We start from the raw sequence: 24,862 nt of genomic DNA, 5'->3' as shown, positions 1-24,862 counted from the left end.
ACATGCGCCAGTTCCTCCTGACCAGCCTGATTCCCCTGACCGCCCTGCTCGCCTCCTGCGGCGGCCCCGCCGCCCCCAGCGCCGTCGGCAGTGTCGGCAGCACCGGCGGCCAGAGCAGCGGCCCCCGCGACGCCGGGAATCAGACCATGAGCAGCGAGGAAGCGCAGATCCTCAGCGCCCTGAACGCCGCGCGCGGCGTGGCCCGCACCTGCGGCAGCGAACGGTTCGAAGCGGCGGCGCCCGTCACCTGGAACGGCTACCTGGCCGCCGCGGCCCGCGCCCACGCGGCCGACATGGCCGCCCGCCGGTTCTTCGACCACGTGAACCCCGACGGGGCCACCCCCGCGCGCCGCGTCGAGAAGGCCGGGTACACCGCCTGGACCGAGGTGGCCGAGAACATCGCCGCCGGGTACACCGTGGCGAACGTCATGCAGGGCTGGATCGACAGCCCCAGCCACTGCAAGACCCTGATGGACCCCACCCTGCGTGAAGTCGGCGTCGGGTACACGTACCAGCCCGGCACGCCCTACGGCACGTACTGGGTGCAGGACTTCGGCACGCGCTGAAGCGCGCGGGGGACGCCGGCGGCAGAAGGCCCGTCCCCACTACGGCAACCACCGGGCGGGGCGACTCTGTGAGGGGAGTCGTTCCGCCCACGACTTGACCGCGCCGACTTGACCGCACAGCCCCGCTGCGGTGACGTCCGGCGGCCGTGACCCGGCGCCGACACAACCCGGCCAGGACATGACCCGGCATGGGGGAGGCCCGGCGCGGCGTGTGACCGGGCCTCCTTCCAGACCGGGTGTTCAGGGCTGCGGCGCGTGTGGGGCGCTCAGCGCCGCCCGCCGAACATGCCGATCAGGTCGTCCAGGGCGTTGCCGTCCCCGTCGCCGTCCAGCGCGCGGTTCAGTGTCCCGAACAGGTCGCCGCCCTGCTGCGCCGTGGCACTCGGGGCCGCGCGGCCCGCGTCCGGGTAGCCGGGCAGGACGCTACCACCCAGACCGCCGCCCATCTGTGACTGCGGCATCGGGGTCTGGGCCTGCCCGCCCAGGAGTCCGCCCAGCAGGCCACCCAGCCCACCGCCCCCCACCAGGCCGCCCAGGATGCTGCCCAGGTCGGGCCCGCCGCTCATGCCGCCGCCGCTGTTCGTCGTGTTCGCGGCGCCGCCCTGCCGCTGGCGGCTGAGGTACGCCAGCACCAGCGGGGCCAGCATGCTCATGATCTGCATGGCGAGCTGCGGGTCGATCCCGGCGCGTTTGCCCACGGCCTGCGCGGCCTGACCCTGCTGCGCGCCGAACACGTGCCCGAGGATCTTCTGGCCGTCCTGCGTGTCGGGCGCCTGCCCCTGTGTGAAGGCGTCCAGGGCGCTGCCGTCGTGGCGGTTCAGGGCGCCGCTCAGGGCGTCGAGGCCGCCGGGCTGCGCGGCGTTGCGGGTCAGGGCGCCCAGCAGCAGCGGCAGCGCCGCCTGGATGGCCGCCTGGGTCTGGTCGGGGCTGGCGCCGGTCTGGCGGGCGACGGTCTGCTGCGCCTGTCCCATCCCGCCGAGCATGTTGAAGATGTCCATCATGGTGTGTTCCTCCGTGTGGTGAAGTGCGTTCAGCGTACCCTGCGCGCGCCCTGTCCCCGCCGGGGGGGCCTTCAGGAATCCCTGACGTCTGCGCCTGTCCACTCCGCCACCCGGCGTATTCCGCGTCCGTCCCCGCCCCTGTAGCCTGAACGCTTCCGGTTCGGCAACTGGAGCAGGGAGGAAATCATGACCACCATACCCGCCCCCCCCACGGGAGGCCACGTTTCAGGCCTGTCCCGGCTGGCGCTGCCCTGGGCAGTGATCCGGCTGGGCTTCCGGCGTCAGTTCGCGTACCCGCAGGCGGCCCTGTGGGGCCTGATCACCAACTCGTTCTTCGGACTGCTGCGCGTGGCGGTGCTGCTGGCCCTGTTCGGCACGCGCCCGCAGGTGGCCGGGTACACCCCACAGGACGCCATCACGTACACCGGGCTGACCCAGGCGTTCATCATGGCGTTCAGCCTGTTCGGCTGGTTCGACTTCATGCGCGTCATCCACCGGGGCGAGGTGACGGCGGACCTGCTGCGCCCCGCCAGCCTGCTGGGCTTCTGGGCCGCGCAGGACGCCGGGCGCGCCCTGGGGCAGCTGGTGCTGCGCGGCCTGCCGATGCTGCTGATCTTCCAGGTCATCTGGGGCCTGAACTGGCCGCCTGGCCCGCTCGCCTGGGCGCAGGTCACCCTGAGCGTCCTGCTGGCCTGGGCGTGCGGGTTCCTGTTCCGCTTACTGGTGAACTGCGCGGCGTTCTGGTCGCCGGACGCGGTGGGGTTCGGGCGCTTCGCGTGGGCTGTGCTGGGCCTGGGCTGCGGCTTCCTGATGCCCCTCGCGTTCTTCCCGGAGTGGTTCCGTGCGCTGCTGGCCTGGACGCCCTTTCCCGCCATGCTGAACACAGTCGTGGAACTGTGGGTGGGCGTCACCACGGGCGGCGCAGCGTGGGCGGCACTGGGCACGCAACTGGGCTGGACGCTGGCGCTCCTGCTCGCCTGCCGGGTCACGCTGCGGGCGGGCCTGCGGCGGTTGGAGGTCGCCGGTGGCTGACCTGCGGCACCACCTGACTCTGTACGTCCGGCTGCTGGGCGCGCAGATCCGCTCGCAGGGCGTACACCGCGCCTCGTTCATCCTCGACGCGCTCGGCAGTCTGCTCATCACCGCCGCCGAGTTCGCCGCGCTCGCGCTGGTCCTTCCACGCTTCGGCGGGCTGGGCGGCTGGACACTGGGCGAGATCTGCCTGCTGTACGGCCTCGCGGAACTCGCGTTCGTCCTCATGGACATCCTGTTCGGCGGCTTCGACGCGCCCAACCTCTCCGCGCACGTCCGCAGCGGCTCGTTCAGCACCTTCCTGCTGCGCCCCGCCCCCCTGACCCTGCAGGTGTTCGCGTCCGACTTCGCGCTGCGCCGCCTGCCGCGCGTGCTGCTCGCCGCCGCCATCGCCGGGTATGGCCTCCTGCACGCGCCGCTGGCCGCCGGGCCCGAAACCGCCGCTCTCCTGACCGCCGCCGTGCTGGGCATGATCTGCTTCTTCGGCGGGCTGTTCGTCATCGGCGGCACCCTCACGTTCTGGACGGTGGACAGCGTCGAGGCCATGAACGTCCTCACGTACGGCGGCCGCACCCTGATCAGCTACCCCATGGACATCTACAGCGCGTGGCTGCGCCGCACCTTCACGTACCTGATCCCCGCCGCGTTCCTGTCCTACCTGCCCGCCCTGCACCTCCTGGGCCGCCCCCTGCCCGACGGCCTGCCGGACTGGGCCGCGCTGATCGGACCGCTGGCCGGACCGCTCGTGCTGGCCGGGGCGTTCGCGTTCTGGCGCGTCGGCGTGCGGCACTACCAGGGCACCGGCACATGAGGGCAATCAATACAGATCCGAGAGGAGGCACTCCATGATTCACGTCGAGCACCTGCGCAAGACCTTCACCACCCGCACCGGCCGCTTCCTGAGCGCGGGGCGCCGCACCCAGGAGGCCGTCCGGGACGTGTCCTTCCACATTCCACGCGGCGAGATCGTCGGGTACCTCGGGCCGAACGGGGCGGGGAAGAGCACCACCGTCAAGATCCTCACCGGCCTGCTCGAGCCCGACAGCGGCGCCGTCACCGTCGGCGGCCTGACACCCTGGCAGGACCGCCGCCGCCACGTCGCGCGGCTCGGCGCGGTGTTCGGGCAGCGCACCACCCTGTGGTGGGACCTGCCCGTCATCGAGAGCCTGCGCCTGCTGCGGCACGTGTACCGCATCCCGCACGCGACGTGGCAGGCGAACCTGACCACCTTCACGGATCTGCTCGACCTCGGGCCGTTCCTGCACACCCCGGCCCGCGCGCTGTCGCTGGGGCAGCGGATGCGCGCCGACCTCGCCGCCGCGCTGCTGCACGACCCGGAGCTGCTGTTCCTGGACGAACCCACCGTCGGCCTGGACGTCGTGGCGAAGGAACGCATCCGGGACTTCATCGCGCACGTCAACCGCGAACGGGAGGTCACCGTGCTGCTCACCACGCACGACTTGGGGGACGTCGAGCGCCTCGCGCGGCGCGTCCTGATCATCGACCACGGGCAACTGCTGTTCGACGGCGATCTCGCCCGCCTCCAGGCCGCGTACGGCTCGCAGCGCGAACTGCACGTGGACTTCGACGGCCCGGTCGCTCACCCCGAAGTACCGGGCTTGACCCTCCTGACCCACGAACCGGGCCGCGCCACGTACGCGTTCACGGGCGCCGCCGCGGACCCCATCGCCCGCGTCACCGCGCACGCCCCCGTCCGCGACCTCACCGTGCGCGAACCGGACATCGAGGCCACCATCCGCCGCATCTACGAGGGCGACCTGCTCCGCGCCGGGGTAGGGTAGAAGTCATGTCGCACCCTGAAGCCACGGGCCCGGCCCCCAGCGTGAGCACGGGCACGCTGTTCTTGGTGATCCTGACCTTCGCGGTCGCCTTCAACACCCTGTCCCTGACGGTCATCCCCGAGGGCCGCCCCCTGCGTCTCGCCTGCGCCGCCCTGCCCCTCGCCGCGCTGCTGTGGACCGCCGTCGCCGTCTGGCGTTCACGCGGCGTGCCCAGCCCATTCCCCGCCCCGCTCCTGCCCCTCACGGCCACCCTCCTCAGCCTGCCCGTGTCCGGCGCCGCCCTCCGCCTCGCGCAGGGCGACACGCTGCCCGCCGGACGGTGGGCCTTCCTGGGGCTTGGGCTGCTGGCATTCACCGGCGCGGCCAGCTACACCCGCCGGACGGGCGCCCGGTGAGTGGCAGACTCCAGTCACCCGGCGAGCGGGCATTCGTCCTCCTCCTACTCGTGGTGATGGCGATCAGTGTCATCGGCCACGCGGCGACCCTGCTGGGCCGCCCCGACGACCGGACGCTGCGCCTCCTGTGCGCGGCGGCGCCGTTCGCGCCCCTGCTGTGGTGGGCGCTGCGGCTGCGTCACCCGCAGTCGTCCTGGACCCCCGAGGCGACCATCCTGGGCCCCCTCTTCCTGTGCATGGCCGTTCTGAACCTCTCGGGCGTGACGCTGCTCCTCCTGACGGGCCAGCCGCTGCCGCCCGCCCGCGCCACCCTGCTGATCGGCGGTGTGCTGAGCCTCGGGCTGGCGGTCGTGCTGCTGCGCCGCCCGCCTCCTGTATGACCTCGCCGCTGCCACCGGCTCACTTCCAGGGTGACCCGGTTCCCGTCGCCCGCGCGCTGCTGGGTGGAACGCTCGTGCGCGTGCTGGACGGTGGGGAACGCCTGACCGGGCGGATCGTGGAGGTCGAAGCCTACGACTGCCCCCGCGACCCCGCCTGCACCGCCGGGCGCTTCCACGCCGCCCGCAGCGCCGAGATGGCCATCCCGCCCGGCACGTGGCTGTTCTGGACGGCGCACGGCCACCCGCTGCTGCAGGTCGCGTGCCGCCCCGAGGGCGTTTCGGCCAGCGTGCTCATCCGCGCCCTGGAGCCGCTGGAGGGCCTGGGCCAGATGCTGACCTTCCGGCCCGTCACCCGCGAACGGGACCTGACGAACGGCCCGGCGAAACTGGTGTACGCGCTGGGCCTGAACCCCGCGCAGATCAGCGGGCGGCCCGTGAACGCCCCGGAACTCCACCTCCTGCCGCCCCCCGCACCGCTGCCCGACGAGATGGTGGAGGTCACCGCCCGCGTCGGCATCCGCGAGGGCCGCACCCTCCCGTGGCGCTTCACCATTCGCGGCAACCCCTGGGTGTCGCCCGCCATGCCCAGCATGGACCTCGCCCTCAGCCCCGCAGAGTAGCGGGAGCGTCCAGCAGCGCCGCGACGCCCTGCACCGCCGTGCGCTCCCCGCGCGTGACCTCGGCGCGCAGGGCGTGCAGCCGCGCCGGGTCCAGGCCCGCCTGGAACGCCCGCCACGCGGCCTCGCGCAGCAGTTCGTCGAACCACTGCGCTGCCTGCCGCTGCCGCTTCACGCGCAGATCCACGGCGGCGCGGTACGCCTCGACGGTCGCCCACACGCCGTCCAGTCCCTCACCGGTCAGCGCCGACGCCCGCAGCGCCATCGGCCGCCACGGCGCGTCGTGCGGGGTCAGGAGGGTCAGCGCGGTGCGCAGCTCCGTCTGGGCGCGCACCGCCGCCTGCGGGCTGACGTCCGCCTTGTTCACCACGCACACGTCCGCGAGTTCCATGATTCCCCGCTTGATGCCCTGCAACTCGTCCCCGGCGTTCGGGAGGGTCAGCAGCACGAACAGGTCCGTCATGGCCGCCACCTGCGTCTCGCTCTGCCCCACGCCGACCGTCTCCACGAGGATCACGTCGAAGCCCGCCGCCTCGCACAGCGTGATCGACTCGCGCGTGCGCCGCGCCACGCCGCCCAGCGTGCCCCCGCTGGGGCTGGGGCGGATGAACGCATTCGGATGCACCGTCAGGCGCGGCATGCGCGTCTTGTCGCCCATGATGCTGCCGCCCGTCCGGGCGCTGCTGGGGTCCACGGCCAGCACCGCCACCCGGTGCCCCGCGTCGGCCAGCCGCACGCCCAGCGCCTCGATGAACGTGCTCTTGCCCACGCCCGGCACTCCCGTCAGGCCGATCCGCACCGACCGCCCCGCACGCGGCAGCACCTCCGACAGGAGGGATTGTGCCTGCGCCTCATGTTCGGGCCGCGTGGACTCGACCAGCGTGATCGCCTTCGCCAGCGCCCGCCGCGCACCCGACAGCAGCGGCAGCGTCAGAGGATGCGGAGTGGCGGACAAGTGAACCTCTCTCTCAGGTCGGCGGGGCGCAGTTCGCGTTCCAGGGTCGGCCAGGGCACGCGGTGCTCGGGGTGCACGTCGCCCCACTCACGGGTCTGCACGACCTGCCCGGCGGGGCCGATCAGCAGCTCGATCCGCGCGGCGACCGTGTCCTGGCCGGGCGTGCGGCGCAGCGCCCACGAGTACGCCCGGGGGCGGCCCGCCTCGTCCCAGTCGAGGCGCTGCTCGGTCCGGTCCGGGTTCCAGCCGGAGGCCGCGCGGAACACCAGCCGCCGCACCGTGCCGCGCGCGTCCGTCCAGGTCTGCACGTCGAAGAACGCGTCCATGATGCAGGGCATGGACGAGCCCTGGAACGCCCGCCACCCCCCCAGCGCGGCGTCGTTCCCGGTCACGACCGCCCGCGCGGACGCCGCAGGGGAGAGGGCCACCGGACCGCTCACCCCGCCCGCCAGTGCCGCACTACCCGTCAGCGGCGCACTCAGCAGCAGCGCCAGCAGCACCTGTTTCAACATGTCAGCCCCCTCGGCACCGCCCGCAGGTACGACCCCAGCGGTGTCGTCACGCCCCGCGCCCGGAAGCCCGATTCCCGCACCAGACGCCCGCGCGCGTCGAACGACCCGCGCACGTCCAGCAGGCGACCCGCGAAGCCACTCCAGCTCACACTGAGGCCCGTCAGGCGTCCGGCGCGGTCGTAACTCTGCCGCACCCACAGGCGGTTGTCCGGCACCAGCCGCGCGTACGTCAGGCTCCGCACGCGGCCCGAACGGTCCAGCAGGTACGTCGTGTCCCCCCGCTCGCACACCCGCAGCCCCCCCACCTGCGCGGGCGGCCCAGCAGGCGGCGCGGGCAGGGCCATTCCCACCGCACCCGCACCGCTCAACCCGGTCCCGGCCAGTCCAGCCACGCCCAGCACGGCACACGCCACCACAGCCCTCAGTCGCTTCAGCATGCGCGCAGGTACGCGGGGAGAGGGGCAGAGGTTGCGAGACACGTGCGTCAGGCTCTCCGGCGAAAGATCAGGGAGATCAGCCAGACGGCCAGACTCACGATAAAGAGGACAGCCGTCACGAGAACCAGCAGGAGCGGCGGGTTGACGTTCGGGAGGCTGTCCCAGGACTCCGGGCCACCGCCGGCAAGCAGAAAGATGAAGCCCATCCCCAGAGGTTCGAGCAGGAGAAGTGCACCCATGACGACGCCCAGGAGGCCGATCGCCATGCCCCAGCAGCCCAGGTGCCGCCAGACCCGGCTGGGATCGGCGGGGGTCGGGATCTGCGGGCTGGGCTGGGGTGTGCTCACGCCTGTTCGCGCGCTCGCAGGAGGTTCAGCACTTCGCGGGCGCTGCTGAGGATGGGGGTGCCGGGGCCGAAGATGCCCGCTGCGCCCGCCTCGCGCAGAGCGGGGTAGTCCTGCTGCGGGATGACGCCGCCCACGACCACCAGGATGTCCCCGGCGCCCTGTTCGCGCAGCGCGGCGATCAGTTGCGGCACGAGGGTCTTGTGCCCGGCGGCCTGACTGCTCACGCCGACCACGTGAACGTCGTTCTCGATGGCCTGCCGCGCGGCTTCCTCGGGCGTCTGGAAGAGGGGACCGACGTCCACGTCGAAGCCCAGGTCGGCAAAGCCCGTGGCGATGACTTTCGCGCCGCGGTCGTGGCCGTCCTGGCCCATCTTCACGACGAGGATGCGGGGGCGGCGGCCCTCGGCCTCGGCGAAGGCCTCGATGTCACTCTGGAGGGACGCGAAGCCCTCGTCGCCGTCGTACCCGGCGGCGTACACGCCACTGAGGGTGCGGATCTCGGCGGCGTGGCGGCCCCAGGCGCGTTCCAGCGCGTCGCTGACCTCGCCCACCGTGCAGCGGGCCTGCATGGCGGTCACGCTCAGGGCCAGCAGGTTGCCTGACCCGCTGCGGGCGGCATGTTCCAGGGCCGCGAGGGCGGCCTGCACGGCCTGCGGGTCGCGCGTTTCGCGCACGCGGTTCAGGCGGGCGATCTGCGCGTCCCGCACGGCGGCGTTGTCGATGTCCAGCACGTCCACCGGGGTGTCCTGGGTGGGGCGGTACCTGTTCACACCGACGATGACGTCCTCGCCCCGGTCGATGCGGGCCTGTTTGCGCGCGGCGGACTCCTCGATGCGCAGTTTCGGCACGCCGCTCTCGATGGCCTTCGCCATGCCGCCCAGTTCCTCGACCTCGCGCATCAGTTCACGGGCCTTCTCGGCGAGGTCGTGGGTGAGGCGTTCCATCATGAAACTGCCGCCCCAGGGGTCCACGACGTGCGGGATGCCCGTCTCCTCCTGGATGACCAGCTGGGTGTTGCGGGCAATCCGGGCGCTGAAGTCGGTGGGGAGGCCGATGGCCTCGTCGAAGGAGTTCGTGTGGAGGCTCTGCGTCCCGCCGAACACGGCCGCCATGGCCTCGACGGTCGTGCGGATGACGTTGTTGTACGGGTCCTGCTCGGTCAGGCTCCAGCCGCTCGTCTGGCAGTGGGTGCGCAGGGCGCGGCTCATGGGGTTTTTCGGCTCGAAGGGCGCCATGAGTTCGCTCCAGAGCAGGCGGGCGGCGCGGAGCTTGGCGACCTCCATGTAGAAGTTCATGCCGATCCCGAAGAAGAAGCTCAGGCGCGGCGCGAACTCGTCGATGTGCAGGCCCTTCCCGAGCGCGGCCTTCACGTACTCCAGCCCGTCCGCGAGGGTGTACGCGAGTTCCAGCGCGGCGTTCGCCCCGGCCTCCTGGATGTGGTACCCGGAAATGCTGATGGAGTTGAAGCGCGGCATCTGCTGCGCCGTGAACTCGATGATGTCCGCGATGATCCGCATGCTGGGCGCCGGCGGGTAGATGTACGTGTTGCGGACCATGAACTCTTTCAGGATGTCGTTCTGGATGGTCCCGGACAGCTGATCGAGGGTCGCGCCCTGCTCCAGCCCCGCCACGATGTACCCGGCCAGGATCGGCAGGACCGCGCCGTTCATGGTCATGGACACCGACATCTCGCTCAGCGGGATGCCGTCGAAGAGGATCTTCATGTCCTCGACGGAGTCGATGGCGACCCCGGCCTTGCCCACGTCGCCCACCACGCGCGGGTGGTCGCTGTCGTACCCGCGGTGCGTGGCGAGATCGAACGCGACCGACAGGCCCTTCTGCCCGGCGGCGAGGTTACGGCGGTAGAAGGCGTTCGATTCCTCGGCGGTACTGAAGCCCGCGTACTGCCGGATGGTCCAGGGGCGCGCGGCGTACATGGTGGCGCGCGGCCCACGCGTGAAGGGCGGCAGGCCCGGCAGTGAGGCCGTGTCCACGTTCTGCACGTCGTCTGCGGTGTACAGCGCCTGGAGGGTGATGCCCTCAGGCGTCTCGCGGTTCAGGCGCGCCGGGTCGGCGCCCTTCAGGTCCTTGCTGGCCTGGGCTTTCCAGGCACTCAGGTCGGGCATGTGTGTTCCTCCGTGTGCTGCCGCCATCATGCCACCCACCCCGCCCCGGCACCAAACGACCGTTCGGTGTTCGTGGGGCGTCGGCTGTTCCTGCGTGTGAGACAGGGCCACGCGCCGGGCTCCGCCCTTGACGAAGTCTGAAGTGTCCGGTGAGGCTCCCTTCAGAATGTGACCCCCGCAGGCGGCCCGCCACCCAGACCGTTTAGCGTTGAACCACCTGCGCGGCCCGCGCCCCCGCCGCCCCGCGCGCCGGAACGCGAACCCCTGCCACGCACCTCGAGGACCCCCATGCGCCACCTGCACACCGCCGCCCTGACCGTCACCACCCTCGCCCTGGCCGCCTGCGCCCCCACCCAGATGGTCGGCGGCGCCAACCCCATGAACGCCGGTCTGAACCCCGCCCAGCGCCTCACGGTCGCGCAGCCCGCCCCCACCGCGACCGCCATGGGCCTGAGCCTCACCAGCCCCACCTTCGCGGGTGGCGGCGCGTACCCCGCCGCGCAGGTCGCGAGTGGCTTCGGGTGCAGCGGCCCCAACATCAGCCCCGCCCTGAACTGGAGCGGCGTACCCGCCGGAACGCAGTCCCTGGTCCTCACCAAGTACGACCCGGACGCCCCCACCGGCAGCGGCTTCTGGCACTGGGCCGTGTTCAACATCCCCGCCAGCGCCACCGGCCTCGCGCAGGGCGCCGGGAACCCCGGCGGCACCCTGCCCGCCGGGGCCACGCAGCTGAACAACGAGGGCGGGCAGCCCGGCTTCATCGGCGCGTGCCCCCCGGTCGGTGATCCCGCCCACCGCTACGTGTTCACGCTGTACGCCCTGAGCAGCACCCTCGACCTGCCCGCGGGCACGACACCCGCCGTGCTGGGCTTCATGCTGAACGGCAAGGTGCTCGCCAAGACCAGCCTGACCGCGTACTACGGCCGCTGAGCCACGGCCGGTCGTCTGCTGCCCGCCCCGCGCGCCTGCCGGGGCGGGTCAGTTCTGTGTTCGCGTTCTGCCCAGCGCGAACTCGGGCGCGCCGCTTCGCCCCCCGTGAAATCCCCGCGTGGGGAATGCTAAGCTTCTGCCCGTGACCGCCGACACCCCCGAAGCGAGGCGCGTGAAGCTCGCGCCGAGCATCCTCGCCAGCGATTTCGCCCGCCTGGGCGACGAACTCCGCGCCATCGAGAGCGCCGACTGGGCGCACGTGGACGTCATGGACGGCCAGTTCGTCCCCAACATCAGCTTCGGGCTGCCCATCCTGGCCGCCGCCCGCGCCGCCAGCCCGCTGTTCATGGACGTGCACCTCATGATCGACCGGCCCGAACGCTACCTGCGGGACTTCGCCGACGCCGGCGCCGACGGCCTGACCGTGCATGTGGAGAGCACTGCGCATGTCCACCGCGCCGTGCAGCAGATCCGGGAACTGGGCAAGAAGGCGGGCGTCACCCTGAACCCCGGCACCCCCCTGGAGGCCCTGCGGCCCGTCCTGGCTGACGTGGACCTCGTCCTGATCATGAGCGTCAACCCGGGCTTCGGCGGGCAGAAATTCATCCCGAACAGCCTGGAGCGCATCCGCACCGTCCGCCGCTGGCTCGACGAGATCGGCAGCGCCGCCGAACTCCAGGTCGACGGCGGCGTCAGCGCCACGAACGCCCGCGCGGTCGTCGCCGCCGGGGCGAGCAACCTCGTCGCGGGCAGCGCCGTGTTCGGCAGGGACGGCGCGCAGGCCGGACTCGAACGCCTGCGCGAGGCCCTGAAATAACATGCGCCTGCGGGTCGACCTCCTCCCACACGGCAATTACCCGGACGTCGTGGTCATCATCGACGTGCTGCGCGCCACCACCACCGCCGTCACGTATCTCGAACGCGGCGCGGACGCCCTGCTGCTCACCGCCACCCCCGAGATCGCCCTGAACCTCCGCACCGAGGGCAGCCCCTACCTGCTCGGCGGGGAACGCGGCGGGCTGCCCATCCCCGGCTTCGACTTCGGCAACAGTCCCGTGGAGGCCGCCGGGCAGAACTTCACCGGCAAGACGGTCGTCATGAACACCACCAACGGCACCGGCGCCGCCCACACCGCCGCGCAGAGCGGCAAGCACATCTTCCTGGCCGCCCTGACGAACGCGCACGCCGCCGCCCGTCGCGCCCGCGCCGCCGCCACCGAGGAAATCGCCATCGTCTGCGCCGGCACCGACGAACACGTCGGGCTGGAGGACGTCTACGCCGCCGGGGTGCTCGCCGAGTACCTGCTCGCCATGGGGGAATTCAGCATCGACGACGGCGCCCGCATCGCCCTGACCGTCCGTCGCAACGGCGGCAACCCCCTGGAGGCCCTGGGCAGCAGCGGCCACGGCCAGCACCTCATGCGCCTGGGCCTCGGCGAGGACGTCCGCGCCGCTGCCGGACTGAGCACCAGCACCATCGTCCCCACCCTGACGCCCGACGACGCGCCCGAAGGCACCCTGAAATTCACGGCGGGATAAGCCCGGTCTGAACGCCCGCTGACCCTTTTCGTGCGCGTCAGCCGTTACGCTGTGGGGCGTGACTGTTTTTCCCTCTGATCTCAAATTGAGTGCTGTGACCCCGACCGAGTCGGTGGACTGGGCGGCGATTCCCAGTCCGGCGTTCGTGCTGGACGAGTCGCGGCTGCGCCGGAACCTGGAGTTGATCTCGTACGTGCAGCAGGAGAGTGGCGCGCAGATCATCGTGGCGTTCAAGGGCTTCTCGATGTGGTCGGCGTTCCCGACGCTGCGTGAGTACGGGATCACCGGGGCGACGGCCAGCAGCCTGAACGAGGCGCGTCTGGCGCGCGAGGAGATGGGCGGCGAGGTTCACGTGTACGCGCCCGCCTACAGTGATGCGGAGTTCCCGGCGATCCTGGAACTGGCCGATCATCTGGTGTTCAACTCGTTCAGTCAGTGGGCGCGCTTCAAGCCGCAGGTGGAGGCGGCGCGCGCGGCGGGCCGGACGGTGCACGTGGGCATCCGCGTGAACCCGGAGTACGCGGAGGTGGAGACGGACCTGTACAACCCGGCCGGGCCGTTTTCCCGGCTGGGCGTGACCCGGCGCGAGTTCCGCATGGACCTGATGGACGGCGTGGACGGCCTGCACTTCCACACGCTGTGCGAGAAGGACAGCGACACGCTGGAGCGGACGCTGGAGGTGCTCGAAAGGAACTTCGGGGACGTGCTCTCGCGCGTGAAGTGGGTGAATTTCGGTGGGGGACACCTGATGACCCGCGAAGGCTACGACATTCCGCGTCTGATCCGCGTGGTGCGGGCCTTCCGTGAGCGGTGGGGCGTGCACGTGATCCTGGAGCCCGGCAGTGCGTTCGGCTGGCAGACCGGCTGGCTGGTCAGCAGCGTGCTGGACGTGGTGCATAACGTGAAGGACGCCCTGCTGCTGGATATCAGCGTGTCGGCGCACATGCCGGACGTGCTGGAGATGCCCTACCGGCCCCGCATCCTGGGGGCGGGCGATCCGCCCGAGCTGGATCATCACCGCGAGACGACCGAGGGCGCGGGCGGGCATCCGTACATCATCGGCGGGACGACCTGCCTCGCGGGGGACGTGGTCGGGGAGTACGTGTTCGACCGGCCGCTGGAGGTCGGGGACCGCGTGGTGTTCGACGACATGATCCACTACACGATGGTGAAGACGACGTTCTTCAACGGCGTGAAGCACCCGGATATCGGCATCCTGCATCTGGACGGCTCGTACGAGCGGGTGAAGACCTTCGGGTACGAGGAGTTCAGGGCCAAGCTCAGCTGACCGCGCCTATCTGATACGGGATAAAATTGATTTGCTTGCACCGTGATCTCATTCCATTGTCCCCTCTCCCCCTGTGGGACTCGGAGAGCTGCGCAGCAGAGAGGGAGGGGCTCGCAGAGCTGCGCAGCAGTGGAGCGACAGGGCGGAAGGGTGAGGGGGCCACCGGGCGACTCCGAATGATGTGGAATCACTGGAGTCGCGTATGACGTGGTACAGGGTCCGGGCCGCCTCCTCTGCGCGTGGGGGCGGCCCGGGTGCTGGACAACGAAGCTTCGGTGAAGGGGTGTGCCTCTGCCTGGGCGGCACAGGCGCCGATTGGAACCCCGTGTGGTGGCCGCGCACATTGCGGCGTCGCCTGCGGGGGGAGGGGTGGGCCGGGGGCGTGCGGTGTGTCCCTCCGGCAGCACGAAAACGCTGAGTGGTCTTCACCTCTTCCGAGGTGAGCCCAGCATAGGCGCCGCACCTGACCCGTCACTGAACCCCCGCCTCATGCACGCGCTTTCGGCCCTCATGGACCTTCAGGTGAACCCCACCCCACGCAGGGCCGCCCGTCACGCGCGGGGCAGGCCCCTCTGCCAGACAGCGCATGGCCGCGCCGCACCCCGGACGGTACACTGGGCCGCATGACGGCCCGCATGCGAATGTCCCCCCGGCGCTGAGCACGAGCAGCGACCGCGCGGGGCGTCACCGATCAGGCCGGGACGCCCCGCACGCCATTTCACGCCCCCGCCCGCAGCCCGTATCCTGAACAGGTTGCCCCCGGCGCGGCCCACCGCGCCGCGGGGAAGGAAGGACGCCCATGAGCCAAGACCCGTTTTTCATCACGACCGCCATCGACTACGCCAACGGCGCGCCCCACATCGGGCACGTCTACGAGAAGATCCTCACCGACGCCATTGCCCGCTACCAGCGCCTCGCCGGGCGGGACGTGTTCTTCCTGACCGGCACGGACGAGCACGGCGAGAAGATCGCCAAGGCCGCCGCGAAGGCCGGGCAGACCCCGCAGGTGTTCGTGGACGACCTCGCCACGCGCGCCTTCAAGGGCCTGTGGGACCGCCTGGAAATCAGCTACGACGATTTCGTCCGCACCACCGAGGGGCGCCACAAGCGTTTCGTGCAGGACGTCCTGCAACGCGTGTACGACGCCGGGGACATCTACTTCGACGAGTACGAGGGCCTGTACTCGGTCGGCGCCGAGCGCTACGTCACCGAGAAGGAACTCGTGGAGGGTCCCGACGGCGTGCGCCGCTACCCCGGCGACAAGGACCCGCCCGAACTGCGCCGCGAGGCGAACTACTTCTTCCGCATGGAGAAGTACCAAGCGTGGCTGCAAGGGCACATCCAGCAGAACCCGGACTTCATCCAGCCCGCCGGGTACCGCAACGAGGTCATCGAGATGCTGCGTGAACCCATCGGGTCGCTGAGCATCTCCCGGCCGAAGAGCCGCGTCCCGTGGGGTATCGAGTTGCCCTGGGACCCGGACCACGTCACGTACGTGTGGTTCGACGCGCTGCTGAACTACGTGTCCGCGCCCGTCAGCAAGGGTGCCAAGCCCGACGTGATCGGCACCGCGTGGCACGTGATCGGCAAGGACATCCTCAAGCCGCACGCGGTGTTCTGGCCGACCATGCTCAAGGCCGCCGGGCTGCCCCCCTACCGCCGCCTCGTGGTGCACAGCCACATCCTCGCGGAGGACGGCCGCAAGATGGGCAAGAGCCTCGGGAACGCCATCGACCCCGAGGCGCTCGTGGGCGCGTACCCGGTCGACGCGATCCGCTACACCCTGCTGCGCGAGGCGACCCTCAGTGCCGACAGCCCCTACGGCGAGGGGATCCTAGTGAACCGCCTGAACAGCGACCTCGCCAACGACCTGGGCAACCTGCTCTCGCGGACCGTCAGCATGATCCAGAAGTACCGCGCGGGCGTCATTCCCGCCGCGGCGGACCTCAGCGACCGCGACCGTGAGATCGAGGCCGCCGCGCTGGCCCTGCCCGGGCAGATCCTGGGCCTCGTGGACGACCTGAAGATCAACATGGCCATCGAGGCCGCCATGAACTTCGTGCGTGACCTGAACCGCTACATCGCCGAGAGTGCCCCGTGGACCCTCGCCAAGAGCGAGGAGACGCAGCGCCGCCTGGACACCGTGCTGTACACCGCCGCCGAGGGCCTGCGCGTCGCCAGCGTCGCCCTGGAAGCCGTGATTCCCGTCAAGGCCCGCGAACTGCGCGCCCAGCTGGGCCTCGGCGGGCACACCTACGCCCTGCAGGCCGCGTGGGGCCTCACGCCCGCCGGGACGCGCGTGCAGGGCGGCGCGATCCTCTTCCCGAAACCCGAACCGAAAGACACCCCCACCCCCGCCGCGCCCATCCCGAAGCCCGGCAAGAAAGAGAAAACCATGACCCAGACAGCCCCCGAACCGACCACCACCGCCCCCGCTGCCGCCCCGGCCCCCGCCGCCGCACCCGAGGCCGAGGGGACGCTGATCAGCATCGACGAGTTCGCCCGCATCGACCTGCGCGTCGCGGAAGTCATCGCCGCCGAGGCCGTCGCCAAGGCCGACAAGCTCCTGAAACTCACCGTGAAACTCGGCGAGGAGGAACGGACCGTCGTCAGCGGCATCCGCCGGTGGTTCGAACCCGAGGCCCTGGTCGGCCGCAAGGTCATCCTGGTCGCCAACCTGAAACCCGCCAAGCTGCGCGGCATCGAATCGCAGGGCATGATCCTCGCCGCCGAGGACGACCAGGGCAACCTGGACCTCGTCGGCCTGGGCCTAGACCTGCCCAGCGGCACCAAGGTCCGCTGAACCGGCGCTGATCCGCCACTGATACGGACTCCGATTGAATGGGCTGCAAAGCCCGTTCAATCCGAGCGGATGCGAGTAAGAGAGAAACGGGTTCCGGAAGTGGAGCCGGCAATCCGGTGAAGTTCCGGATTGTTGGCGAAACAAACGGAATCCGTATGACCCCGCACCGCCGCCCGCGCGTCCCTACGCGCCGGGCGGCGTTCATGTTCCATGACGGTCCCGTCACGGGACGCCCGGCAGGCGCGGGCTACACTGCACCCATGCCGTTTGTCGTCGTGTCCGGTCTGTCCGGCAGTGGAAAAAGCACCGCGCTGCGAACCCTGGAGGACGCCGGGTTCTTCATCACGGACAACCTCCCGCCCGAACTGTGGGGCGCCATGCATGACCTCGTGCACGCCCGCGGCCTGACCCGCGTGGCCATCAGCACCGACGTCCGCACCCGTGACTTCATGGGCGCGCTGGAGGACAGCTACGTGCGCCTCTCACGCCGCCGCGAGGACCTGCGCGTCCTGTTCCTCGAAGCGAACGACGACGTGCTGCTCAAACGCTACAACTTCACCCGCCGCGAACATCCGCTCGGGGAGAACCTGATGTTCGACTTCGCGCGGGAACGCGAACTGCTCGCCCCGCTGCGCTCCATCGCGGACACCGTGATCGACACGACCGCCCTGAGCGCCAAGGACCTCGCCGCGCAGGTTCTGCGGGTCTTCCGGTTGGAACACGACTTCCACCTGCGCCTGATGTCCTTCGGGTTCAAGCACGCCCCGCCCCGCGACGCGGACCTCGTGCTGGACGTGCGCAGCCTGCCCAATCCCTACTACGACCCGGAACTGCGCCCCCGCACCGGCCTGGACCCCGAGGTCGCCGCGTACGCCTTCCAGGGCGAGGCCAGCGAGCAGTTCTACGCCGACCTGCGCGACTTCGTGCGGGTCGCCGCCGAACGCGCCCGCACCACGGGCCGCCACGGGTACACCGTCGCGATCGGCTGCACCGGCGGGCAGCACCGCAGCGTGGCCGTCGCCTCACGCCTCGCGCACGACCTGCAGGACCTGAATGTCGATATCATGGATCACCGCGACATGAAAGAACCCCATGAGTGACCCGCCACTCCCGCACCGCGCCCCACCGGAAACCCGCCGCCGCGAACTGCTCGCGCGCGGCCAGCACGCCGGCCGCCGCGCCCGCATGTGGATGTCTCCCGGCCTGGGCGTCAAACGCTGGCTGGCGCTGTTCGTCATCTGCACCCTGATCGGCGCGGTGGGCGTGCTGCACTTCACCTGGACCGGCCCGCTGCACTTCACCGCGACCCGCTGGATCCTGTGGGTGAACGCCCTGATCCGCCCCGAGGTCATGCCGCTGTACGTGGGCGGCGTCGTCCTGATGCTGCTCGCGCTGTTCGGTGCGCTGTGGAGCATCATGATGCTCAACCGCTCGGTGCTGCGCGGCACCGGCACCGCGCCCGAACAGGCCGTGGACCTCATGTACCAGAACCGCCACCTGTCCCGCGGCCCGCGCATCGTGACCCTGGGCGGCGGCACCGGCATGTCCAACCTGCTGACCGGCCTGCGCGTCCACACCGGGAACACCACCGCCATCGTGACCGTCGCCGACGACGGCGGCAGCAGCGGCCGCCTGCGCCAGTCGCTGGACATGATCGCCCCCGGCGACCTGACCGACTGCTACGCCGCCCTGAGCGACAGTCCCGTCATGGCCCGCCTGCTGCTGCACCGCTTCGCGCGCGGGGACGGCATCCAGGGGCACACCTTCGGGAACCTGATGCTCGCCACGCTGAGCGAGCAGGAAGGCAGCCTCAGCGACGCCATGCTCGACATTCACGAGGTGCTGCGCATCCGCGGCCGCGTGTACCCCGCCGCCACCCAGCCCCCCACCCTGGTCGCCCACCTGACCGACGGCCGCACCGTGCGCGGCGAGAGCCAGTTCGCCACGCAGGTCAGCCCGTCCCGCATCGACCACGTGACCCTCGACCCGCCGGACCTGCCCGCCCTGCCCGAGGTCGTGCAGGCCATCCGGGACGCCGACCAGATCGTCCTGGGCCCCGGCAGCCTGTACACCAGCATCATTCCCGCGCTGCTCGTCCCTGCCGTCGCGCAGGCCCTGCGGCAGACCCCCGCGCCGCTGATCTACGTGGCGAGCCTGATGACCGAACCCGGCGAGACCGACGACCTGACCCTCGAAGCGCACGTGCAGGCCATCACCCGCCACCTGGGCCGCACGCCCGACTGCGTGCTCGTGAACAACGCCGTTCCACCCCGGGACGTGATCGCCCGCTACGCCGCCGAGGGCGCCCACCTGCTGAGCCTCAGCGGTGCCAGCCGCGACCTGCGCGGCCGCAGCGTCATCCTGCCCCTGCTGCACCCCGGCCAGGCCCGCCACGACCCGGCCGCCCTGGCCCAGGCGCTGCTGTACGCCGCACCCCGCCGCGACCAGACCACCTGAACGGCAGCGTGCGGGGCGGCCCCACATGAGGGCCGCCCCGCACCACGCGAGCTTTACAGGCCCAGCAGGCCCAGCGCGACCGTGTCCGTCAGTTCCCGCTGGAAGGGCTGCACGAGGGCCCGTTCCTGCGCGGTGCCGGTCTGCACGTCGCGGTTCAGGTCCGGCAGCTGCCCGTTCTGCAGGGACTGCGCCGCCTGCGAGAAGTCGATGCTGGGCACGCCCAGCGCGCGGTTCACGCTCGCACGGACCGCCGCGTAGCGCTCGGCACTCATGTTCTCGCGGTTCAGGGCGGCCTCCTGCGCCTGCCGGGCCGCGCCGACGCTGCCGCCCACCTCGCGCAGCACGGTCATCATCTGGAACAGGTTCGGGTTCTGCCCGTTCTGGATGTCCGTCCACACCTGCTGCACGCCCGTGAACGACGAACCCATCGCCTGACGCACGTCACGGCGCACCCGCACGAACTTCTGCACGTCCGCCTTCGTCAGCGCCCCGTTCACGTTTCCGGTCGGGGCGGGCGGCGTGACCGTCCCCCCACCCTGCGTCTGCCCACCCTGCGCCGGTCCACTCTGCGTCTGCGTGGTGGGCGTCTGCCAGTTCGCCAGGAACGCTCGCGCAGGCTGAATCACCAGGAACCACGCCAGGCCGCCCAGCAGCGCCAGCACCAGCAGCGTGCCCCCGCCGCAGCCCAGACACCCGCACCCCCACCCTCTGCCACTTGATCTCATACCCACCCACTACGTGAGGAGGCCCGCGGCGGTTCCCGGGTATACAGTCAGGGCAGACCAGCACAACCCACCCCGGCGCCCCCGCGCGCCCAAGGAGTCCCATGAAGCGTTCCATGACCGCCAGTCTGCTCGCCGTCCTGACCCTGTCCGCCTGCACCCGCACCACCCTCCCCACCCAGAGCCGCCCGCACGACACCCGCACCTTCAAGGCCGTGACGCCCACCTTCACCGCCCTGACCGGCGCGAGCATCTATCAGGGCGTCATGCCCGGCATCCACGGCGACGCCGCGTACGCCATCGAGGTGCCCGCCACCTGGAACGGCCAGCTGATCATGTACGCCCACGGCTACGCCGGTGACGGCCCGGACCTGAAAGTCCAGGCGCCCGCCCTGCGCGCCTACTGGCTGAGCCTCGGGTACGCCTGGGCCGCCAGTTCCTACAGCGCCAACTACTACGACGTGCAGGCCGGCGTGGAGGACACCAACGCCCTGGCCAACGCCTTCCCGACCCTGACCGGCCGGGCGAAACCCACCAAGACGCTGATCATGGGCGTCAGCATGGGCGGGCACGTGGCGGGCGCCGCCGTCGAGAAGGAAACGGCCCAGACCGCCAAGAACAGGACCACCTACGCCGCCGCCATGCCCGTCTGCGGCGTCATGGACGAGGAATACGAATTCCAGTGGCTCGGGGACTACACGCTGGCCGCCGCGCAGCTCGCCGGGGTCGGCCCGAAGACCTTTCCGCAGGGCAGCGACACGTACCGCGCGCTGCTGCCCGACATCCTGGGCGCGCTGTTCACCAGCACCACCGACCCCCTGTGGCAGGAGAACGCCACCCAGGGCGCCAAACTGCGCGAGATCGCCCGTCACCTCACCGGCGGCCCCCGCCCCGCCTTCGAACTGGGCTTCCGCGCCGGGTACTGGCAGAAGGCGGTGCTCGGCACTGGCGGCGCGGACGGCACCATCACCGGCATCCTGCCGCGCAACATCTACGGCAACGCCACCACCACCTACCGCTGGACGACCGGCGCGACCCCCACCGCCGCCGAGACCGCCTTCAACGCGGGCCTCGTGCGCGTCACGCCCGCCCAGGACCCCAACCCCGCCCTGACCGGCAAGGTGCGCTACCTGCCCCGCGTGAACGGCGAGATCAGCGTGCCCGTGCTGACCCTGCACACCACCGGGGACTTCTACGTGCCCTTCAAACACCAGGGGCTGTACCGCGCGGCCGTGACCGCCGCCGGGAACGGCGACCGCCTCGTGCAGCGCGCCATCCGCGCCGCCGGACACTGCGAATTCACCGGCCCGGAGCTCGTCGAGGGTTTTGGCGACCTCGTGAAATGGGAGGCGGGCGGCGCGAAACCCGCCGGGGACGACGTCACCACGCCCGCCGTGCTGGCCGACCCGAACTACGGCTGCACCTTCACGCGCGGCACCCGCCCCGGCGTGGACGCCTGCCCCGCGAACTGACAGCGGTGTTCAGAAGTGTTGAGGGATGTGCTCAATGCCTCTGAACCGAGCAGAGCGCGAAGCCGTCAACATCAGCGGTTGGAAGTGGAGCCCAGGGGCGTGCCGTTGGCCCTTCAATGGAACTGGAAACCGCTGTGAGAAGGTTGTGGAGTAGGGAGTGGGAAGAGAGGGGGCATTCCGGTTCGGGGTGCCCCCCTCGCGTTATTCCGGCAGGGTGGGCAGCAGCGTCACGAGGGCGCGGCCCTCCCGCAACGACGCGGTCACTGTTCCGCCCTGCGCCTCGTTGCTGACCGTCCAGCCGCTCCCCAGCGGAATATCCGCGTGCTCCAGCGGCCAGCGCACCCCGCCCAGGCTCAGGCCGCGCAGGTCGGTCACGGCCAGCACGCTCAGGGTCGCGCCGCGCGGCACCTCCAGCGACAGGGGAGAGGCGGGCGTGAGCGGCCAGCCCCACTCGTCCCCGCTGGTCAGGGTCACGCGCAGCCCCTCGCGCTCGGTCAGGCGCAGGGCCAGCAGCGCCAGCGCCAGCGTGTGATCGAAGCGGCCCCCGAACGCACCCAGCAGCACCAGCTCCGTCGCGCCCCGCTCGCGCGCCACGCGGATCGCCAGTTCCGCGTCCGTCTCGTCCTTCGCGACCGGGTGCACCTCGCGCGGGGCGTCCACGAACACGCCCGCCGACGAGTCGAAATCCCCCACCCACACGTCCACCCGCACGCCAACGCCCCACATGCCCAGCAGCGCCGCGTGCCGCGCCCCACCATCCGCCGCGACCACGATATCCGGTCGGGGCAGCGCCGCCAGCAACGGCGAATCCACCAGCCGACCCCCCACCAGCACCCACGCGATCACGCTCGGTCCTCCGGCAGGCGCCGCACGCCCGACTCCTCCACGCTCAGGCGCAGGCGGTCCCCTTCCAGCGCCGCCGCCTCCCGCGCACTCAGGATCAGGGACAGCGGCCCCCACGCGTGCGCGACCGTCACCTGCACACCCCCCTCCACCGGCTGCCGCGCCACCACCGGCCACCACTCACCCACACCGGGCCGCAGCGCCTCCTCCGGGACGAAGCGCACCCAGCCCGGCCCGTCCGGCAGCAGATTCACCTCGCCCAGGAACGCCGCCACCCACGCCGTCGCGGGCCGCGCGAACACCTCCTCCGCTCCCCCCACCTGCACCAGTTCACCCGCCCGCATGACCGCCACGCGACCGGCCAGCGCCCGCGCCTCCCGCTGGTCGTGCGTGACCAGCAGCACCCCGGCCCCCACCCGCGCGAACAGCGACCGCAACCCCGCGCGCAGCTCGGCGCGCAGCCGCTCGTCCAGGTTCGACATCGGCTCGTCCAGCAGCAGGAGCCCCGCTCCCGTCGCCAGCGCCCGCGCCAGCGCCACCCGCTGCGCCTGCCCCCCCGACAGCCCCGCGACCCGCCGCGCCTCCAGCCCCGGCAGGTCCACCAGCGCCAGCGCCTCGCGCGCCAGCGCCTCCGCCGCCGCGCGCCCCGCGCCCCGCACACGCGGCCCGTACGCCACGTTCCCCAGCACGCTCAGATGCGGGAACAGCGCGTAATCCTGAAACACCAGCCCCACCCCACGCGCCTCCGGCGGCAGGGCCGTCACGTCCCGACCCGCCACCGCCACCGACCCCGCGTCCGGCCGTTCCAGGCCCGCCACCACCCGCAGCACCGTGCTCTTCCCGCACCCGCTCGGACCCAGCAGCGCCACCGTCTCACCCGCCGCCACATCCAGCGACACCCCATGCACCGCCGACACCCCACCAAACGATTTGTGGATGTCACGCAGGGACAGGGCAGGGGGAAGGTCGGTCACGCGGGACAGCATCTCACGTGACCTCGCCCTCGCCGCCGTCCAGCAGCGTGAAGGCCAGCGTGGCGAGCAGCAGCAGCGCGGTGGCCAGTGCGCAGGCCTCGCCGAGGTTGCGTTCACCGGGGCGGCCCAGCCGTTCGTACAGGCCGGTGCTGAGGGTCGCCCACTCGGGCCGCGTGAGGACCAGGGTCGCGCCGAACTCGCCCAGTACGGTCGCCAGGGCCAGCGCCCCGCCGCCCCGCAGGGCCGGGAAGGAGAGGGGCACCGTGACGGACCGGAACGCCGCGCCGCGGGAGGCACCCAGCGAACGGGCGGCCTCGAACAGCCGGGGTGGAATGGCCCGCAGCGCGGGCAGCAGCGAACGCACCACCAGCGGCCACGCCAGCAGCGTGTACGCCGCAATCATCATGGGCAGCGTGGCGGCCAGCACCGGGTACGCCAGCAGGTACCCGACGGCGAGGCTGACCGGTGAGACCATCAGCGGCAGCAGCGACACCAGGTCCAGCGCCCGCGACCCGGCGCGCCACGCGCCCAGCGCGTACAGGCCGCCCAGCAGCGTGGCGCCCGCCAGAGCCATCAACCCGAAGCGCACGGTGTTCCACACCAGCAGCGGCGTCTCCGGGTCCGCCAGCACGCCCTGCCAGTACGCCAAGGTGAACCCCGACGTGCCCAGCAGGCCCCGCACCACCACCGCGAACAGCGGCGCGAAACACACCAGCGCCACCACACCCCCCAGCCCCACCAGCGCCACCCGCGCCCCACCCCGAGCGCGCGGCAGGCCACCCAGCGGCACGCCCACCCCACCCCGCGACAGCGCCACGTACGCCCACGTCGCCAGCAGCGTGAACCCCAGCTGCCCCACGATCAGGGCACTCGCCTCCGACAGACGCAGTTGCAGCGCCGTCAGCGTGTAGATCTCCACCTCCAGCGTCGCGAACCGCTCCCCACCCAGCGCCAGCGGCAGGCCGAAACTCAACGCCGAGTACAGGAACACCAGCACCACCCCCGCCAGCACCCCCGGCAGCGCCAGCGGGAGCGCCACGCCCAGCGCCGCCCGCCACCAGGGCGCGCCCAGCGACCGCGCCGCGCCCACCACGTTCCCCGGCACCCGTGCGAACCCCGCGTAACTCAGGCGCACCAGCACCGGCACGTTGAAGAACAGATTCCCCAGCACCAGCAGCGTCGGCGTGTCACTCAGGTCCACTCCAGTCACACGCGTCACCCACCCCTGCGGCCCCAGCAGCGCACTCAGGCCCAACACCGCCACCAGCGTCGGCGTCACGAAGGGCAACAGCAGCAGGCGCAAGAACAGCGCCTTCCCCCACACCTCGAACCGCGACAGCAGGAACGCCAGCGGCACCCCGATCAGCCCCGCCACGCCCGCCGTCACGCCCGCCTGCGTCAGCGTCCACGCGAGGCGACCCTGGAAGTACGGATCCCGCCACACGTCCAGGGTCACGCCACCCTCGCGCAGCGTTCTGGCCAGCGGCAGGACGAGGCACAGGGCCACGAAGATCAGGCCGGGCAGGGCGAGGAGCCAGCCCTCCAGTTTCGTGCGGGTCATGGGTGGGCGCCTGCGGCGGGCTGCCCCACCCCCCAGCCCCCTACCCCAGCGGGGCAGGGGGAGCAGTCGCTGCGCTCGGCAAGAGATTCGACTGACGCGGCGGG

The 24,862-nt window shown here is 71.5% G+C and carries 25 protein-coding genes; 15 read left to right on the top strand and 10 right to left on the bottom strand.

The genetic code is table 11. The features are described from left to right. Window positions 1–2 precede the first annotated feature (2 nt). Complete coding sequence (locus tag DEIGR_RS11295) at window positions 3–566, top strand: CAP domain-containing protein (protein ID WP_058977322.1); 564 nt, start codon at window positions 3–5, stop codon at window positions 564–566. A gap of 266 nt (window positions 567–832) precedes the next feature. On the opposite strand, the gene DEIGR_RS11290 is transcribed toward DEIGR_RS11295, so the two are convergent. After that, on the bottom strand, window positions 833–1,567 hold the full coding sequence (locus DEIGR_RS11290; RefSeq protein WP_058977320.1) for a DUF937 domain-containing protein: 735 nt from the start codon (window positions 1,565–1,567) through the stop codon (window positions 833–835). A gap of 186 nt (window positions 1,568–1,753) precedes the next feature. Between DEIGR_RS11290 and DEIGR_RS11285 the strand changes: the two genes are divergently transcribed. From DEIGR_RS11285 to DEIGR_RS11260, 6 genes are read left to right on the top strand one after another with little or no spacing between them, the layout of a single operon-like run. Continuing rightward, a complete protein-coding gene (locus tag DEIGR_RS11285) occupies window positions 1,754–2,599 on the top strand; it encodes an ABC transporter permease (RefSeq protein WP_083524028.1) in 846 nt (281 codons plus the stop codon). Continuing rightward, entirely contained in the window at window positions 2,592–3,410 is an 819-nt protein-coding gene (locus DEIGR_RS11280; protein ID WP_058977319.1) for an ABC transporter permease, read from the top strand. Before DEIGR_RS11285 ends, DEIGR_RS11280 begins: the two co-directional genes overlap by 8 nt. A 34-nt stretch (window positions 3,411–3,444) precedes the next feature. Then, complete coding sequence (locus DEIGR_RS11275) at window positions 3,445–4,401, top strand: ABC transporter ATP-binding protein (RefSeq protein ID WP_058977317.1); 957 nt, start codon at window positions 3,445–3,447, stop codon at window positions 4,399–4,401. Window positions 4,402–4,406: 5 nt separating this feature from the next. Beyond that, entirely contained in the window at window positions 4,407–4,796 is a 390-nt protein-coding gene (locus tag DEIGR_RS11270; protein WP_058977315.1) for a hypothetical protein, read from the top strand. Window positions 4,797–4,852: 56 nt separating this feature from the next. Continuing rightward, window positions 4,853–5,176, top strand: a complete 324-nt coding sequence (locus tag DEIGR_RS11265; protein WP_058977313.1) for a hypothetical protein — start codon at window positions 4,853–4,855, stop codon at window positions 5,174–5,176. Next, the gene (locus tag DEIGR_RS11260) at window positions 5,173–5,796 is read left to right on the top strand and encodes a DNA-3-methyladenine glycosylase (protein WP_058977311.1); all 624 of its coding nucleotides are present in this window, start codon (window positions 5,173–5,175) and stop codon (window positions 5,794–5,796) included. Before DEIGR_RS11265 ends, DEIGR_RS11260 begins: the two co-directional genes overlap by 4 nt. On the opposite strand, the gene meaB is transcribed toward DEIGR_RS11260, so the two are convergent. The 5 genes from meaB to scpA form a co-directional block, all read right to left on the bottom strand. After that, window positions 5,780–6,748, bottom strand: a complete 969-nt coding sequence (gene meaB, locus DEIGR_RS11255; protein ID WP_058977309.1) for a methylmalonyl Co-A mutase-associated GTPase MeaB — start codon at window positions 6,746–6,748, stop codon at window positions 5,780–5,782. The two genes, DEIGR_RS11260 and meaB, sit on opposite strands and share 17 nt — an antisense overlap. Then, window positions 6,724–7,260 carry a hypothetical protein gene (locus DEIGR_RS11250; protein ID WP_153013717.1) on the bottom strand — a complete coding sequence of 179 codons (537 nt, stop codon included), beginning with the start codon at window positions 7,258–7,260 and terminating at the stop codon, window positions 6,724–6,726. Before DEIGR_RS11250 ends, meaB begins: the two co-directional genes overlap by 25 nt. Then, complete coding sequence (locus DEIGR_RS11245) at window positions 7,254–7,697, bottom strand: hypothetical protein (protein WP_153013716.1); 444 nt, start codon at window positions 7,695–7,697, stop codon at window positions 7,254–7,256. The genes DEIGR_RS11250 and DEIGR_RS11245 overlap by 7 nt, the downstream gene beginning before the upstream one ends. A 47-nt stretch (window positions 7,698–7,744) precedes the next feature. Next, the gene (locus DEIGR_RS11240; RefSeq protein ID WP_058977305.1) at window positions 7,745–7,963 is read right to left on the bottom strand and encodes a hypothetical protein; all 219 of its coding nucleotides are present in this window, start codon (window positions 7,961–7,963) and stop codon (window positions 7,745–7,747) included. A gap of 77 nt (window positions 7,964–8,040) precedes the next feature. Continuing rightward, window positions 8,041–10,170 carry a methylmalonyl-CoA mutase gene (scpA, locus tag DEIGR_RS11235; RefSeq protein WP_058977304.1) on the bottom strand — a complete coding sequence of 710 codons (2,130 nt, stop codon included), beginning with the start codon at window positions 10,168–10,170 and terminating at the stop codon, window positions 8,041–8,043. Between the two features lie 288 nt (window positions 10,171–10,458). Here scpA and DEIGR_RS11230 point away from each other — a divergent pair, with 288 nt between their 5' ends. The 7 genes from DEIGR_RS11230 to DEIGR_RS11200 all read left to right on the top strand — a co-directional run bounded on the left by DEIGR_RS11230 (window position 10,459) and on the right by DEIGR_RS11200 (window position 19,186). Beyond that, a complete protein-coding gene (locus DEIGR_RS11230) occupies window positions 10,459–11,100 on the top strand; it encodes a YbhB/YbcL family Raf kinase inhibitor-like protein (RefSeq protein ID WP_119673358.1) in 642 nt (213 codons plus the stop codon). Between the two features lie 142 nt (window positions 11,101–11,242). Beyond that, window positions 11,243–11,917 carry a ribulose-phosphate 3-epimerase gene (rpe, locus tag DEIGR_RS11225; protein WP_236704734.1) on the top strand — a complete coding sequence of 225 codons (675 nt, stop codon included), beginning with the start codon at window positions 11,243–11,245 and terminating at the stop codon, window positions 11,915–11,917. Window position 11,918: 1 nt separating this feature from the next. Next, complete coding sequence (locus tag DEIGR_RS11220) at window positions 11,919–12,638, top strand: 2-phosphosulfolactate phosphatase (protein WP_058977303.1); 720 nt, start codon at window positions 11,919–11,921, stop codon at window positions 12,636–12,638. An 85-nt stretch (window positions 12,639–12,723) separates the two neighbouring features. Beyond that, window positions 12,724–13,926, top strand: coding sequence for a carboxynorspermidine decarboxylase (gene nspC / locus DEIGR_RS11215; protein ID WP_407638321.1), 1,203 nt, complete (start codon window positions 12,724–12,726; stop codon window positions 13,924–13,926). A gap of 799 nt (window positions 13,927–14,725) precedes the next feature. Further along, entirely contained in the window at window positions 14,726–16,729 is a 2,004-nt protein-coding gene (gene metG, locus DEIGR_RS11210) for a methionine--tRNA ligase (RefSeq protein ID WP_058977301.1), read from the top strand. Between the two features lie 260 nt (window positions 16,730–16,989). Further along, on the top strand, window positions 16,990–17,829 hold the full coding sequence (rapZ, locus tag DEIGR_RS11205; RefSeq protein ID WP_058977299.1) for an RNase adapter RapZ: 840 nt from the start codon (window positions 16,990–16,992) through the stop codon (window positions 17,827–17,829). After that, the gene (locus tag DEIGR_RS11200) at window positions 17,822–19,186 is read left to right on the top strand and encodes a gluconeogenesis factor YvcK family protein (protein ID WP_083524027.1); all 1,365 of its coding nucleotides are present in this window, start codon (window positions 17,822–17,824) and stop codon (window positions 19,184–19,186) included. The genes rapZ and DEIGR_RS11200 overlap by 8 nt, the downstream gene beginning before the upstream one ends. Before the next feature lie 53 nt (window positions 19,187–19,239). On the opposite strand, the gene DEIGR_RS11195 is transcribed toward DEIGR_RS11200, so the two are convergent. Beyond that, a complete protein-coding gene (locus DEIGR_RS11195) occupies window positions 19,240–19,848 on the bottom strand; it encodes a hypothetical protein (RefSeq protein WP_236704733.1) in 609 nt (202 codons plus the stop codon). Between the two features lie 164 nt (window positions 19,849–20,012). Between DEIGR_RS11195 and DEIGR_RS11190 the strand changes: the two genes are divergently transcribed. Next, window positions 20,013–21,380: an alpha/beta hydrolase gene (locus tag DEIGR_RS11190; RefSeq protein WP_236704732.1), complete on the top strand. Its 1,368-nt coding sequence runs from the start codon at window positions 20,013–20,015 to the stop codon at window positions 21,378–21,380. 201 nt (window positions 21,381–21,581) lie between these two features. Here DEIGR_RS11190 and DEIGR_RS11185 read toward each other — a convergent pair whose 3' ends face one another. Genes DEIGR_RS11185 through DEIGR_RS11175 form a run of 3 tightly spaced genes read right to left on the bottom strand, consistent with a single transcriptional unit; the run spans window position 21,582 to window position 24,758 of the window. Next, on the bottom strand, window positions 21,582–22,226 hold the full coding sequence (locus DEIGR_RS11185; RefSeq protein ID WP_058977293.1) for a thiamine diphosphokinase: 645 nt from the start codon (window positions 22,224–22,226) through the stop codon (window positions 21,582–21,584). After that, on the bottom strand, window positions 22,223–23,197 hold the full coding sequence (locus DEIGR_RS11180) for an ABC transporter ATP-binding protein (protein WP_236704731.1): 975 nt from the start codon (window positions 23,195–23,197) through the stop codon (window positions 22,223–22,225). The genes DEIGR_RS11185 and DEIGR_RS11180 overlap by 4 nt, the downstream gene beginning before the upstream one ends. A gap of 13 nt (window positions 23,198–23,210) precedes the next feature. Beyond that, a complete protein-coding gene (locus tag DEIGR_RS11175) occupies window positions 23,211–24,758 on the bottom strand; it encodes an ABC transporter permease (protein WP_058977289.1) in 1,548 nt (515 codons plus the stop codon). Window positions 24,759–24,862: the final 104 nt, after the last annotated feature.

The organism is Deinococcus grandis (genome assembly GCF_001485435.1).
GTDB classification, from domain to species: domain Bacteria; phylum Deinococcota; class Deinococci; order Deinococcales; family Deinococcaceae; genus Deinococcus; species Deinococcus grandis.
This window is presented reverse-complemented; position numbering and strand designations above follow the sequence as displayed.